The sequence below is a fragment of the Candidatus Palauibacter sp. genome (assembly GCF_965216145.1).
In the GTDB taxonomy this organism is placed as follows: Bacteria; Gemmatimonadota; Gemmatimonadetes; order Palauibacterales; family Palauibacteraceae; genus Palauibacter.
The window spans coordinates 452,159-464,967 of sequence record NZ_OZ244149.1; the positions used below are offsets into that span (position 1 = coordinate 452,159).

Consider the following 12,809-nt stretch of genomic DNA (forward strand, 5'->3'; position numbering starts at 1 on the left):
TTCCACGCCGGTCGAGGTGCGCCGGCGTTTCTTCCTGAGAGGGATAGTACGATGAAAAGATGGTCCATGGTCCTGACGGCGTTCCTCCTCGTCGCGACGCTTTCGATCGTTCCCGGGAGTGTCGAAGCGCAGTTCGACGAGGTCGGGTCGATCGACTTCCCGACCTCCGCCACCGGCGAAGCGCAGGAGCATTTCCTTCGCGGCGTCGCGATCCTGCACAGCTTCGGATGGAAGCAGGCCCGCGAGCAGTTCCACGCGGCGCAGGAACTCGATCCCGACTTCGCGATGGCCTACTGGGGCGAGTCGCTGGCGTACAATCACCCGCTCGTCTCGCAGATGGACGCGACGGATCCGCGCGAGGCGCTGCAGAGGTTGGGGGCGACCCCGGCGGAGCGTATGGTGAAGGCGCCGACGGATCGTGAGAAGGGGTTCCTGAAGGCGGTCGAAATCCTGTGGGGCGAGGCGGACCACACGGAGCGGCGCGTCGGGTACATGGAGGCGATGCGCGAGCTGTACGAGGCCTATCCCGAGGATCCCGAAATCGCCGCCTTCTACGCGCTCTCGCTGCTCGGCGCGACCGCGGCGACGCGAGATCTGAGCCAGCGCTGGAATGTCATGGCCGGCACGATCGCGCTCAAGATGTTCAACCAGAATCCGATGCACCCGGGCGCGGCGCACTACACGATCCACTCGTTCGACAACCCGATCATGGCGCCGCTCGCGCTGGACGCGGCCTACGCCTTCGCCGACATCGCGCCGGCCGTCTCGCACGCCCGCCACATGCCGACGCACATCTTCATCCAGCACGGGATGTGGGACCGGGTGTCCGGCAACAACCAGTCGGCCTACGGCGTCGCCCAGGAGTTGTGGCAGCCGGGCGACCCGGTGGGTGACGCCGTGCACGCGCTCGACTGGGGGCAGTACGGTGACCTGCAGCGGGGCGACTACGCCAAGGCGCAGCTCTGGATGGACCGTCTCGGCGACATGGTCGACAACGAGGGGTTCGGGACGGCGAGCGGCGCACGCGGCGCCGCCGGGATCGCGCGGGCTCAGGGCGCGGTCTCGCTGCTCAAGGCGCGCTACATCGTCGACACCGAGGAGTGGGAGGTGCAGCCGATCACCGAGGACTCGCCGGCGCACGAACTCCTCGCCACGGGGCTCAGCGCTCACCGCACGGGCGACCAGTTGATCGTCACCGAGGCGGAAGCCGCGCTCGGGGAGCTGTCCGACGGCAGCGGCTACACGCACGTGATGCACAAGCAGATCGGCGCGCTCCGGCACGCCGCGATGGGCCACCCGGGCGTGGCGATCGGCCTCATGGATGAAGCCGAGGCCGAGGTCATGACCATGGCGCCGCCGCGCGGTTCGGCGAGCCCGGTCAAGCCGCTGCACGAACTGTACGGCGAGGTGCTTCTGGACCTCGACATGCCGGCGGAGGCGATCGAGAAGTTCGAGACGTCGCTGCTCCGCATGCCGAACCGGCCGCGGTCCCTGCTCGGTCTGGCCCGCGCGCACGCGGCCAACGGCGATGCGGCGCTGGCCGCCGAGTTCTATGCGAAGGTCGCCGACCTCTGGCAGGGCCATGCACACGCCGGCCTGCGTGAGGCGGAGGACTTCCTGGCGCAGTCCATGAACGAGGGGAACCGCTAGTCGCTCCCCGCCGTCGGCGACGGCGAAGACCAGGCCCCGGGGCGCGAGCGACGGCTTCGCGTCCCGGGGCCGCGGTCCATCAGTAGATCGCGAGCAGATCCAGCACCGGGACACCCATGAGGGCCGAACGGCCCGTCCTGACCTGTACCAGGATGTCGAGGGTCTGGAGGGGCCGGAGGTCCTCGGCCGCCGCCAGCAGTTGCGCGGGGACCGCCACGTAGACGAGACCATCCCCGGGATCGGGCGCCCTCGCGAGCAGGAACGGTTCCCCCTCGTAGAAATCGATCCGCTCGGGCTCGGCCCGCTCCAGAGACAGGAACTGGACCGCCCACCGGAGCCTCGCTCCCGCGTAGTCATCCGGGTTCGCGCGCAGGGCGGCGGCCGAGACCCCGGCCACGACCGAGTCCGGATCCGCCGTCACCAACTGCTCGGAGGGGGCCCAGCCTTCGACGCGCACCCGCGTCCAGCCGCTCCGGCGCTCGACGACCGTGACGGGAGTCCCCGTCTCCACCGTCACGATCGTCCGCCCCTCCGGCGCCGCGTACAGGACGAGCGCGGCCTCGCCCGCCGTGATTTCGCTCCCCGGGGCGACGAGCGGAGGCGGTCGGCCGACCTCGCTCTCCGGCGGAGCGAAGGATGTCGCCGGCGCCCCGAGCGCGGCGTCCCGCACCCAGCCCGTTCGACGGACGCGGCTCCACTCCTCCCGGTCTTCCACCCGGTCCACCAGGAACCCCTCGAGAAGCAGCCCGGTCACGGGCCCGGAAGGCTCGTCCCTGAGCGGTTCGCCGCCCCGCGTGGCGATGAGCCCGTTGTGACCCTCGCGCGTGGACGCGGCGATCGCGGCGGATGGAACCCAGCCTTCGATGTCGACTTCCGCCCAGGACCCGTCGGTGCGGCGGACCACGACCCGCGTGCCCCGATTCAGCTCGGCGAGCCGCAGGCCGTCGGCCGTCTTCCGGAACGTCTCGCTCTCGAGGACAACCTCACGCACCTGCCCGGACATCTGAAACGGCAGGCAGAGCAGCGCCGCCGGGAGGAGGATTCCCGGCCGCAAGCGATTGCAACGAGACGTTTTTCTGGTAAGGACCCCGTCCGCCACCTACATTCCCCGCGCCGCGACCCCGTCGTGAGATCGAGATCTCTCTGATTCAGGAACCTGCTCGTCGAATATATGGAAGCCGCGTCAAACCAGTGTCAAACAGATTGAACCTCCGCCGACGCAGCCGCCCGGTCACCGGCCTCTTCGTCATCGGGCTGGCAGCGCTCGCGTCCTACCCCGCGGCCCTCGAAGCTCAGGCCGAGCGCATCGACTCGCCATTCCGCTGGCGCGAGAAGGGCTTCCGCGTCGGCCTGTTCGGGGGATACCACGCGGCGAACCGGGGCCGGCTCGAGTTCGGCCAGGGGCCGACGAGCGTGGCCGGCGCCAAGATGCGCGTACGCGCGTCGAGCCCGCTGTCGCTCGAACTCGGCGCCACCTACGGCGCCGCGAGCCGCTGGACGCTGGACGTCACCGGGGAGGGCGGGCCCGCGATCGTGGACACGGTCGCAGCGGGGTGGCTGCGGGCCGACGCCGGGGCGCAGATCGGCCTCACCGGAGCACGGACCTGGAACGGCATCCACCCCTACGGGATGATCGGAGGGGGGTTGGTGTTCGGCGTCAACGAGGGCGCTTCGGAGGCCCTCGCCGATCAGGCGCTCGAGCCGTTCCGTTACGACATCTCCACGGCGCCCCACATCTACGTCGGGCTCGGGTTCGAGATCTTTCCCTCGGAGAAGATCGGCATCGGGTTCGAGATCCGGGACTACCTCGTCCGCGTCACCGCCCCGGAAGGGTATCTCTTCTCCGGGACCCTCGATCTGTTCGAGGCGTCTGGCGCCCCCGCGCCGGAGGGGACGGTGTGGGGTCACAACCCGGAGTTCGGCATCTCCATCTGGTACTACTTCTAACCTTCTGGCGCCGAGGCCCGGCGGGAAGGCACCCGCCGTCGAGACGCGGCGGACCCGGGAGCGGGCGAGCATGAGCGACGCGGACTGGATCTCCTTCGAAGAGGCGCGTGGTCGCGTCCTCGCGGCCGTCTCGCCTCTCGGGACCGAGCGCGTGGCGCTGCCCGATGCGTTGGGCCGCGCCCTCGGCCGTCGCGTCTCCGCCGTCGTCGCGCATCCTCCGTGGGACAACAGCGCCATGGACGGCTTCGCCGTGCGATCGGACGACGTCCAGGGCGCGAGTCCGGAGCGGCCGGTCGTCCTCCCCATCTCCGACGATATCCCGGCCGGGGCCTTCCCTCGAGGACCGCTCGAGCCCGGCTCGGCCGCGCGCGTGATGACGGGCGCACCGGTCCCCGCGGGCGCGACGGGCGTGGTTCGTGTCGAGCACACGGATGGAGGCCCCGGACGGAGCGTGCGGATCTTCGACGACGCGGACGCTGCGCGGCACATCCGCTTGCTCGGTGAGGATGTGGAGGCGGGCGACACGCTCGTGGATCGGGGCGAAGAGGTCGGACCGGCGGCGCTCGCGCTGCTGGCCACGGCCGGCCTTCGAGAGGTTGAAGTGGGGCGCCGCCCCCGCGTCGCGGTGCTCGCCAACGGAGACGAACTGGCGGACCTGGACGAATTCGAGGAGGTACTCGCCAGCCGCCGAATCCTGAATTCGAACAGCTACGCGCTGGCGGCCCAACTCGCAGCCTCGGGGGCCGAACCGGTATCACTCGGCATCGCGCGCGACGATCCCGCTGACCTGCGGCGATGCCTGGAGCGGGCCGACGATTGCGACGGGATCGTCTCCGCCGCGGGAGTGAGCGTCGGCGAACACGATTACGTGAAGCAGGTGCTCGACGAACTGGGCTTCGATCGCTCGTTCTGGCGCCTCCAAATGCGGCCCGGCAGCGCGACGGTCTTCGGTACGCTGGGCGGGCGGCCCCTCTGGGGGGTCCCGGGCAACCCGGCCTCCGCGCTCGTCACCTTCGAGACGCTGGTGCGTCCGGCCGTGCGGAAGATGGCCGGCTTCGCGCGGCCCTGCCGCCGGCCGATCACGTGCATCGCGGCGCGGGATGTCCGCGGCCCGAGAGATGTGGTCTCGTTCCTGCGCGTGCTCGTCGAGGCGACCCCGTCCGGCGAACTCGTCGCTCGCCCGAGCGGGCCGCAGGGGTCGGGCAACCTGAGCTCGATGCTGGCCGACGGACTGCTCGCGCTGCCGCTCGGCACGGACGTGGTCCGAGCGGGCGAGCGGGCGCTGGTGATTCCCCTGCGGGAGTGGGCGAGTCCGCCCGGCTGAGGCGGTTTGTAGCGGGGCCGTCGGGGCGCCGGGTCAGACCCGGATGACCGCCGCCGCCATCGTGTAGCCTCCGCCGATCGACGTGAGCAGGATCGTGGCCGGATCGGGCACAGGCCCGTGCTTGCCGCGGAGGACCTCGTCGAGCGTGATGGCCACCGTCGAAGCCGACATGTTGCCGTAATCGGCGATGTTGTGGACGACCCGCCCATTCGGAAGTTCGAGCTTCTGCTCGAGCCCGCGTGTGATCCGCATGTTCGCCTGGTGCGGAATCACGAAGTCCACGGCCGACCAGTCCAGGCCCGCCCTCTCGAGCGCCTGCTCGCCGACGTCGGCCATCTTCATGATCGCGTTTCTCACGATGCGAGGACCGCCGTCCATATGAAGGATCGGGATCCGGTCATCGTCCCGCCGCCAGCCCTGTCCCGCCAGATACAGCGGATCGCGGGCGAACTCGCCCGATGAGGCCGGAGGCCCGAGGACGCCCCGGTCGCCTTCACAGCGCTCGAGCACGGCCGCCCCCGCCCCGTCGCCGAAGAGCACCGCGGTTCGAACGTCGGTGTAATTCACGAGCCGGGTGAGAGCGTCGCCCGAAATAACGAGAACCCGCTCCGCCATGCCGCTCACGATGGCCGACCAGCCCGCGCCGACGCCGTACACGAAGCCGGCGCAGGCGGCATTGATCGTGAACCCGCCCAACTGCGGGTTCCCCATCTTCGTCGCCACCGTGCACGCCATGTTCGGCACTTCGTCGGACGGCGACACGGTCGCGACGTACAGCAGGTCGATCTCGTCCGGTTCGCGTCCAGCCGCCTCCAGCGCGGCGAGTCCCGCGCGGGCGCACATGTCTTCGGTTGTCACGTCGCTTTCCGGCGGGATCCGCCGGCGTGACCTGATTCCGGTCACCTGGCGTGCCCACTGATCGAACACCTCGGGAGCCGAGAGCCCGTTGGCCCCTTCGATGCCTCGAAGCGCGGATCGGGCCTGCTCGACATCGAACGACGCGCACAGGGTGCCCATCTCGAAGAGCTGGAAGTTGTTCACGGCGTCGGGCGGCAGGTAACTCCCGGTCCCCGTTACCGCGGCAGTGACTCTGGCTGCCAAGGGCACACCTTCCCCGGTGGATTGGGAGTTGGATTGGAGAGTCCGGGAGTATAGGCGGGGACGGGGAGCGTTGCCAACCCGCCCGGCTGGACCCTCGAGGGTCTAGGGGAGGGACCCGGCCATGAGGAATCGTTCGGCTGCCGAGCGGGCGGCCGCGGCCAGCGCTTCCGTCGGACAGGGGCGGGCCGGCAGCGCCCGCGCGCACTCACGGACGGCCGCGCGGGACCAGCAATCCGCCGGCTGGCCGCCGCCGCACTCTCGCACGAGGAGCTTCACGCTGGCCGGAAGGCGGAGCACCGCGTCGCTGTCCAGTTCCTCGGACAGGGCGTAGCGGACCAGCTCCTCGGCGGGGCCCAGTTCGACCCCGGCGTCGAGCAGCTCCTCGAGAGAGACGACGACGATCGCGAAGTCGTCCGGGCGATCGCGCCCGAGCGTGGTCAGGAGCCCGCGCGCCACCCCGCGGCGCAGCGCATCGGCCGCCTTCTCGAGCGCGATCGGCTCGGCGCCGGGACCCACGACTGCCACCGCGGCCCGTAGTTCGTCGGCGAACGCGTTCACCGCAGCGAGGACGACCTCCGGGGCCATCCGCTTGGCGACGCCCTCCATGGCCTTGTCGATGAGGAGGCTGCGGGGGAGCCCGTCGCGCACGCCGGCCTCGATGACGGAGAGGGTACGGGCCGCGTAGACCGCGCCGAGGTGCTGGCTGAAGCGGGCTCGCGCGTCCTGCCCCGCCAGCGGGCCCGCCACCAGCAGCGCCGCGACGAGGAGCAGGGCCTTGGCCACGAGCTGCTAGGGAGCCAGCGAGCGGGCGCCCGCGCCGCCCGTGATGGCGATGACGGCGTTCTGGTTGCCGTATCCGTCTTCCACATAGCGTTCCGCGTGTGGATCGGTCATCCAGGTCTCGCCGTCCACGAGGAACATGTACTTGTGCACCCCCGGCGGAAGCCGGACACGGCCGGACCACAGGCCGGTCCCGTAGGGGTCGGCCAGCGCGATCTCCGGCTGCCAGTCGTTGAAATCGCCGGCCACGTAGACCGACGTCGCCCCCGGCGCCTCGAGGCGGAACTGCACGTAGTGCACCTCTTCGCTGACGAGCGTCGCGGCCGCGCCCGCGGGCTCCGAGAGCACGTTTTCGCGCGGCAGGAACAGGAAGGTGGCCAGCGCGGCGGCAGCCGCGAGCCCGAGCCACGGTCGCACCCGTACGGAACGGGGATGGACCCACCAGTCGACGAGACCGGACCAGGGACGCCGGTCCTCGGCCCGGATCGCGTCGAGCACCCTCGACTCGAGCCCGACCGGGGCACCTTCAACTCCCGAATCTCGGACGTCCGAGAGGAAGAGGTCCCAGCGCTCGGCCTCCCGCGCAACATCGGGCGGGAGTTCCGAACGGTCCATTCCCCCGTCCAGATACAGATTCAGATCGTCTCTCATCGGTAATCCTCTAACAGCACCTGTAACTGATCCCGCGCCCGGTGCACGCGCATCTTCAGCGCGGACACGGAGACTTCCAGTTTCTCAGCCATCTCTTCGTACGACCAGCCCTCGACGTGCTTCAGGACGAAGGCTTCGCGCTGTTCATCGCTCAGCGACTGCAACGCCCGGTAGATCTGTTCCCGGATCTCCGCCCGTTCGGCTCTCGCCTCCGGGAGACCCCGCGTCGCGGTCAGGGGACCGACCGATTCCAGGGAGACTTCCCTCTTCGCCCGACCCTTCAACTGATCCTTGCACAGGTTCACGGTGATTCGAAACAGCCAGCCTCCCACGCGCTCCGGATCACGGCACCGGTCGAGCCGACGGAAACCCCGGATGAAAGTGCGCTGCACGACATCCGCGGCGTCGTCCGCACGGCCGGTCATCCGCTCCGCGTAGCGGTACAACACATCCTTGTACCGCCGGACGAGAATCCCGTAGGCCTCGCGGTCGCCTGCCAGAACGGCCGACACCGTTTCCGCGTCGCTCGGCTCCTCGCGGGCAATCCGACCCTCCCGCCCGACCCGAAAGATCTTCTCTTCGGGAATAAGACGACCTCTACCGCGTTACGGTCACTCGCTTCGATCATCGGCCCCGGGGCGGCGTCCCCTCGAGACCCCGAACCTGCAGCGAGAACTTAGCGGAGGCGGGGTTCCCCAACTACCTTGCGCGCGTGAACGCCGGGAACCATGCCACCCACGAGAGCCGCGATGCCGCGACGCGGGCGGCACCGGATCTGTCCGGTCTCCCCACCCCGGCGCTCCTCCTCGATCTCGATGTTCTCGAGAACAATCTCCGGGTCATGCAGGAGCGCGCGGACGCACTCGGCGTCCGGCTTCGCCCCCATGTGAAGACGCACAAGTGCGTGGAGATCGCCGAACGGCAGCGCGCCGGGGCGGCGAGGGGAATCACCGTGTCCACGCTGGCGGAGGCCCGGGTCTTCGCGGAGGCGGGGTTCGACGACATCCTCTGGGCCTTCCCGCTCAACCTGTCCCGGGTCGGCGAGGCGGCGGAACTCTCCCGTGAGATCGAACTGGGCGTGACGGTGGACTCGCACGCGGCGGTGGCCGCGCTCGAGACGGCCGCCGCGCGCTTCTCCGTCTGGCTCGAGATCGACTGCGGCTACGGCCGTTCGGGAGTCCCCCACGACAGCGACCGAGTCGTGGAGGTGGCGGCACGGATCGCGCGCGCGGACAGGCTCACGCTGCGCGGCTGCCTGACCCACGCGGGCCACACTTACGCGGCGGACTCACCCGCCGCGATCGCGGCGGTGGCGGAAGAGGAGCGGCAAGCCATGGTCGACGCGGGGCGGGCACTCCGCGCGGCGGGGATCGAACCCGGCACGCTGTCGCTCGGATCCACGCCCGGGATGAGCCGGGTCGAGACGCTGGCGGGGGTCGACGAGGCGCGGCCGGGCAACTACGCCCTCTACGACTATTCGCAGACGCGCCTGGGCTCGTGCTCGGTGCGGGACTGCGCGGTCACGGTACTGTCGACTGTCGTCTCCGCCGGGGGCGGATCGAGCGGATCGATCGCCGACTGCGGGGCGCTCGCGCTCTCGAAGGATCTCGGACCCGACGACCCGCCGCACTACGGGCGGCTCTTTCTCGACCTCGCGGGAGGCGAACTCGGGGACGACCGCGTGACGTCGGTGAGCCAGGAACACGGGCGCATCTCCGGCCGGTCCGCGGTGGGGGAGAAGATCCGGGTGCTGCCGAATCACGCCTGCCTGACCGTCGCGCAATTCGATCACTTCGATGTCGTGCGCGGGCGTCGGGTGGTCGACGGCTGGAAGATCAGGCGAACGCGCGACTGAGCGAGTCGGGCCGGGATCGCGGGTGGAGGGCGGTCCGGGTCAGGGCGCGCGGCCGAGCGCGATGAGCTGCGCGAGGATCGAGACCGCGATCTGCTCGGGTGTGCGGGCGCCGATGTCGAGCCCCACCGGGCCATGTATGCGGTCGCACGCGGCCTCGTCCAGCCCGCGCGCGCGCAGCGCTTCCCGGCGCTTGCGCTGCGTCCGTCGTCCCCCGAGCAGACCGACGTAGCCGCAGCGCGAGGCGAGCGCGCTCTCGAGCGCGGGTTCGTCCAGCTTGGCGTCGTGCGTGAGGGTGACGACGCTCGTGCGGGGGTCGAGATCGAGCGCCTCCAGCGCCTCGTCCGGCCAGCGGGCGTCGAGCGCGGCGGCCCCGGGGAAGCGCTCCGGCCGCAGGAACGCCTCACGCGGGTCGACGACCAGGACCTCGAAGCCGGTTCGGGCGGCCATGGCGCAGAGCGCGTGAGCGATGGGCGTCGCCCCCACGATGACGAGGCGCGGCGGCGGGACGAAGGACTCGACGAAGACGGCGCTCTCCGGGTCGCCGCGCACGAGTTCGACGACCTGCGCGTCCGACCGGTCGAGCCATTCGTTGACGCGGGAGCGGGCCCGTCGGTCGAACTCCGCGGATCCCAGCGTTCCCAGCGACCTGTCGGCCTCGAGGAGGAGGTGCCGCGAGCGCGTCGACGCCGCGGCGCCGGTGAGGAGGACGCTCGGTGCGCCGGCCTCCTGGAGCTGCCACAGCCGGTGCCAGACGGGGTCACCGGGATCGTACGGGTCGAGGAGTACGTCGATCTCCCCGCCGCAGGAGAGGCCGACGCCCGCGGCCATCTCGTCGGTGATCCCGTAGGTGACGGTGGCCGGCGCGCCGCCGCCCAGCAGCGCGGTGAGCCGTTCGTGAAGGTCGCCCTCGACACAGCCGCTGGAGATCGAGCCGGCGAGTTCCCCGGTCCCGGAGATGGCGAACCGCGCGCCCGGTGGCCGCGGGGCCGACCGGCGCACCGCGATCAGCGTCGCGATGGCGATCGGATCGCCCCGCCCGGCCCAGCGCGTGATGTCCTCGCGTACGTCCCGTAGACTCATGGCGACCGAAGGCGGGTGGCTACCCGCCCTGACGGACCTCGCGAACCGCCTCGGTGAGTGCGGGCAGAATCTCGAACACGTCGCCCACCAATCCGTAGTCGGCCACGCCGAAGATGGGGGCGTCGGCATCGCGATTGATCGCGACGATGATCTTCGCGGTGCGCATGCCCGCCAGATGCTGGATCGCCCCGCTGATCCCGACCGCGAAATAGAGATTGGGGGAGACGGTCTTCCCGGTCTGCCCCACCTGCTCGCCGTGCGGCCGCCACCCCGCGTCCACGACGGCCCGGCTGGCGCCGAGCGCCGCCTCGTCGCCCAGCGCGTCCACGAGTCCCTCGAGGAGCGGCCAGTTCTCGGGGCCCTGCATGCCGCGCCCGCCCGAGACGATGATCGTCGCTTCGCTCACATCGAGGCGGTCGCGATCGCCCTGCTCGGCGGCGACGGTGCGCACGCGCCCCTCGATCCCGCCGAGATCGAGCGCGGAGATCTCCCCCGCCGCGGCCTGTTCGACGGGGGCGAAGACGTTGGCCCGAATCGTCATCACGGCCGGTCCCTCGCCGAACCTGAGGGTGGCGATCGCCTTCCCTGCGTACATCGGGCGCCGGACGACGATCTCGCCGTCTTCCAGCCGGCAGTCGATGACCTCCGACGCGACCCCCCGCCCGAGGCGGGCGCCGACCCGTGGAGCGACATCCTTTCCCTGTGCGGTGGCGGCGAAGATGACCGCCCCGTAGTCCCCGGCCTCCACGAGGCGGGCCACGACCTTCGCGGCGATGTCCGGCTGGCAGAGCGCGAGATCGTCAGATTCCCCGACGAAGATGCGGTCGGCGCCCAGGCCGGCGAGCGGCGCAGCCGCCGCCTCCGTGCCCTCGGGGCCGAGCGCGACCGCGTGCGCTTCGCCGCCGAGTTCGTCGGCGAGCCTGCGCGCCAGCGCCACCGCCTCCTGCGACGGGCGTCCAGCCGACCCTTCCCGGATCTCGGCGTAGGCGAGCACATCCGACATCAGAGCACCCCGGCTTCCTCGCGCAGCGCGCGCACGAGTTCGGGCACCGCGTCCGCCCCTTCGCCCACGATGCGGCCGGCCGCCGGGGCCGGCGGCTCCTCCAGACGCACGAAGTCGATCGTGGGCGCGCGGAGCGTGACCTCCCGCTCCTCGAGCGGCTTCCGCTTCGCCGCCATGATCCCCTTGAGGCTCGGATAGCGCGGCTCGTTCAGCCCCTTCTGCGTCGACACGACGGCGGGCAGCGTGAACTCGAGCACCTCGTGTCCGCCCTCGACCTCGCGGCGGGCCCTCGCCTCCCGTCCCTCGATCTCCAGACCGACGACGACGGTCGCGCACGGGAGTTCGAGGAATTCGGCCACCATCTGGGGGACCTGCATGTTGTCGTCATCGATCGCCTGCTTCCCGAACAGGACCAGATCGTACTCGCGGCCGCGGATCTCGTCCGCCAGCGCGCGCGCCACCGGCAGCGCGTCGTGCGAACCCTCGCAGCTGAGGAGCACCCCTTCATCGGCTCCCATGGCGAGCGCCTGTCGGATCGACTCGGCGCTCTGCGGCGGCCCGAGCGCAATGACGGTCACCCTGCCCTCCCCCGCCTCTTCCCTGCGGCGGATGGCATCCTCGAGCGCGAACTCGTCGTAGGGGTTCACGACGTATTTCACCCCGGCCGGGTCCAGCCCCGTCCCATCCGGGGTCACGCGCACCCGGGTCGCCGAGTCCGGGACGCGCTTCATGCAGACGATCGTGTTCATCGCGTCTTTATCGTTTCGCGTCAGGCGTTCTGGTAGGTCTCGATTTCTTCGTTGCGGAGGGCACAGATGCGAAACGCGATGATGTCGACGAGGGCGTCGGTGACGTCCCGCTGGCGGTGGATCGTGGCCCGTTCGTGCTCCGACCGGGGCCGCGCCTCGCGAAGCTTCACGAGCCGCGTACCCAACCAGTCGAGGAAGTCGTGCGCCACGTCGCGGCGTTCACGGTCGCGATCCGGTTCCCCGTTCGGGGCCCTCGGAAGGAAGGCGTCGATCAGTGTGAGCAGTCCGGGAAAGACCATCTCGGTGAGTTCCTCGTCTCCGACGAGTTCCTCCTCGGTGATCTCCTCCCAACTCATCTCGTTCCAGTACAGTTCGCAGGCTTCTTCGAACAGATGCCGGCGCACCTCGGGGGGCGTTCTTCGCAGGACGAGGTCGCCCGGCCCGAGCCTTCGGCCGACGACTTTGCGAATCCCGCGGATGCGTTCCCGGACGAGGGTCCGGCCGGCCAGGGCGAGGGCGTCGTCCCCTGGATCCTCGGGCGAGGTTCGGGCTTGCGTTGCGTTGTTCACGGGGCCGAAGATGCGATGGCCACGGTGAAGGAACAAGCACCGCGCCGGACGATGCGGGGGGCGGTTGCAACGGCCGGTATCGAGGGAGTGTTACCCAAGC

Annotated in this window: 13 protein-coding genes; 4 read left to right on the forward strand and 9 right to left on the reverse strand. The window is 70.5% G+C overall.

Annotation, left to right across the window (positions count from 1 at the left end; all coding sequences use genetic code 11):
• Positions 1–51 precede the first annotated feature (51 nt).
• Positions 52–1,650 carry a hypothetical protein gene (locus tag ACOOHF_RS01935; protein ID WP_419936409.1) on the forward strand — a complete coding sequence of 533 codons (1,599 nt, stop codon included), beginning with the start codon at positions 52–54 and terminating at the stop codon, positions 1,648–1,650.
• A 79-nt stretch (positions 1,651–1,729) separates the two neighbouring features.
• Here ACOOHF_RS01935 and ACOOHF_RS01940 read toward each other — a convergent pair whose 3' ends face one another.
• On the reverse strand, positions 1,730–2,704 hold the full coding sequence (locus ACOOHF_RS01940; protein ID WP_419936408.1) for an SH3 domain-containing protein: 975 nt from the start codon (positions 2,702–2,704) through the stop codon (positions 1,730–1,732).
• Between the two features lie 137 nt (positions 2,705–2,841).
• Between ACOOHF_RS01940 and ACOOHF_RS01945 the strand changes: the two genes are divergently transcribed.
• The gene (locus ACOOHF_RS01945; protein ID WP_420463166.1) at positions 2,842–3,597 is read left to right on the forward strand and encodes a hypothetical protein; all 756 of its coding nucleotides are present in this window, start codon (positions 2,842–2,844) and stop codon (positions 3,595–3,597) included.
• Positions 3,598–3,667: 70 nt separating this feature from the next.
• Positions 3,668–4,921 carry a gephyrin-like molybdotransferase Glp gene (gene glp / locus ACOOHF_RS01950; RefSeq protein ID WP_420463167.1) on the forward strand — a complete coding sequence of 418 codons (1,254 nt, stop codon included), beginning with the start codon at positions 3,668–3,670 and terminating at the stop codon, positions 4,919–4,921.
• Between the two features lie 33 nt (positions 4,922–4,954).
• Here glp and ACOOHF_RS01955 read toward each other — a convergent pair whose 3' ends face one another.
• The 4 genes from ACOOHF_RS01955 to ACOOHF_RS01970 all read right to left on the reverse strand — a co-directional run bounded on the left by ACOOHF_RS01955 (position 4,955) and on the right by ACOOHF_RS01970 (position 7,965).
• Positions 4,955–6,022, reverse strand: a complete 1,068-nt coding sequence (locus tag ACOOHF_RS01955) for a 3-oxoacyl-ACP synthase III family protein (protein ID WP_420463168.1) — start codon at positions 6,020–6,022, stop codon at positions 4,955–4,957.
• Between the two features lie 102 nt (positions 6,023–6,124).
• A complete protein-coding gene (locus tag ACOOHF_RS01960; RefSeq protein ID WP_420463169.1) occupies positions 6,125–6,805 on the reverse strand; it encodes a hypothetical protein in 681 nt (226 codons plus the stop codon).
• Between the two features lie 6 nt (positions 6,806–6,811).
• Entirely contained in the window at positions 6,812–7,453 is a 642-nt protein-coding gene (locus ACOOHF_RS01965; RefSeq protein WP_419936403.1) for an isoamylase early set domain-containing protein, read from the reverse strand.
• Positions 7,450–7,965 carry an RNA polymerase sigma factor gene (locus ACOOHF_RS01970; protein ID WP_419936402.1) on the reverse strand — a complete coding sequence of 172 codons (516 nt, stop codon included), beginning with the start codon at positions 7,963–7,965 and terminating at the stop codon, positions 7,450–7,452. The genes ACOOHF_RS01965 and ACOOHF_RS01970 overlap by 4 nt, the downstream gene beginning before the upstream one ends.
• A 200-nt stretch (positions 7,966–8,165) precedes the next feature.
• Between ACOOHF_RS01970 and ACOOHF_RS01975 the strand changes: the two genes are divergently transcribed.
• Positions 8,166–9,308 (forward strand): alanine racemase, encoded by a 1,143-nt coding sequence (locus ACOOHF_RS01975; protein WP_420463170.1) that lies wholly within the window; start codon positions 8,166–8,168, stop codon positions 9,306–9,308.
• A 39-nt stretch (positions 9,309–9,347) separates the two neighbouring features.
• On the opposite strand, the gene ACOOHF_RS01980 is transcribed toward ACOOHF_RS01975, so the two are convergent.
• From ACOOHF_RS01980 to ACOOHF_RS01995, 4 genes are read right to left on the reverse strand one after another with little or no spacing between them, the layout of a single operon-like run.
• Positions 9,348–10,388, reverse strand: coding sequence for an XdhC family protein (locus tag ACOOHF_RS01980; RefSeq protein ID WP_419936400.1), 1,041 nt, complete (start codon positions 10,386–10,388; stop codon positions 9,348–9,350).
• Positions 10,389–10,407: 19 nt separating this feature from the next.
• Positions 10,408–11,391, reverse strand: coding sequence for an electron transfer flavoprotein subunit alpha/FixB family protein (locus ACOOHF_RS01985; protein WP_420463171.1), 984 nt, complete (start codon positions 11,389–11,391; stop codon positions 10,408–10,410).
• The gene (locus ACOOHF_RS01990) at positions 11,391–12,140 is read right to left on the reverse strand and encodes an electron transfer flavoprotein subunit beta/FixA family protein (protein WP_420463172.1); all 750 of its coding nucleotides are present in this window, start codon (positions 12,138–12,140) and stop codon (positions 11,391–11,393) included. The genes ACOOHF_RS01985 and ACOOHF_RS01990 overlap by 1 nt, the downstream gene beginning before the upstream one ends.
• Positions 12,141–12,160: 20 nt before the next feature.
• Complete coding sequence (locus ACOOHF_RS01995) at positions 12,161–12,709, reverse strand: hypothetical protein (RefSeq protein WP_419936397.1); 549 nt, start codon at positions 12,707–12,709, stop codon at positions 12,161–12,163.
• Between the last annotated feature and the right edge of the window lie 100 nt (positions 12,710–12,809).

What these genes read in the sequence shown, in the direction of transcription:
- ACOOHF_RS01935 (WP_419936409.1), top strand. Translation starts at nt 52, where the DNA reads ATGAAAAGATGGTCCATGGTCCTGACGGCGTTCCTCCTCGTCGCGACG.
- glp (WP_420463167.1), top strand. Translation starts at nt 3,668, where the DNA reads ATGAGCGACGCGGACTGGATCTCCTTCGAAGAGGCGCGTGGTCGCGTC.
- ACOOHF_RS01965 (WP_419936403.1), bottom strand. Translation starts at nt 7,453, where the DNA reads ATGAGAGACGATCTGAATCTGTATCTGGACGGGGGAATGGACCGTTCG.
- ACOOHF_RS01980 (WP_419936400.1), bottom strand. Translation starts at nt 10,388, where the DNA reads ATGAGTCTACGGGACGTACGCGAGGACATCACGCGCTGGGCCGGGCGG.
- ACOOHF_RS01985 (WP_420463171.1), bottom strand. Translation starts at nt 11,391, where the DNA reads ATGTCGGATGTGCTCGCCTACGCCGAGATCCGGGAAGGGTCGGCTGGA.
- ACOOHF_RS01990 (WP_420463172.1), bottom strand. Translation starts at nt 12,140, where the DNA reads ATGAACACGATCGTCTGCATGAAGCGCGTCCCGGACTCGGCGACCCGG.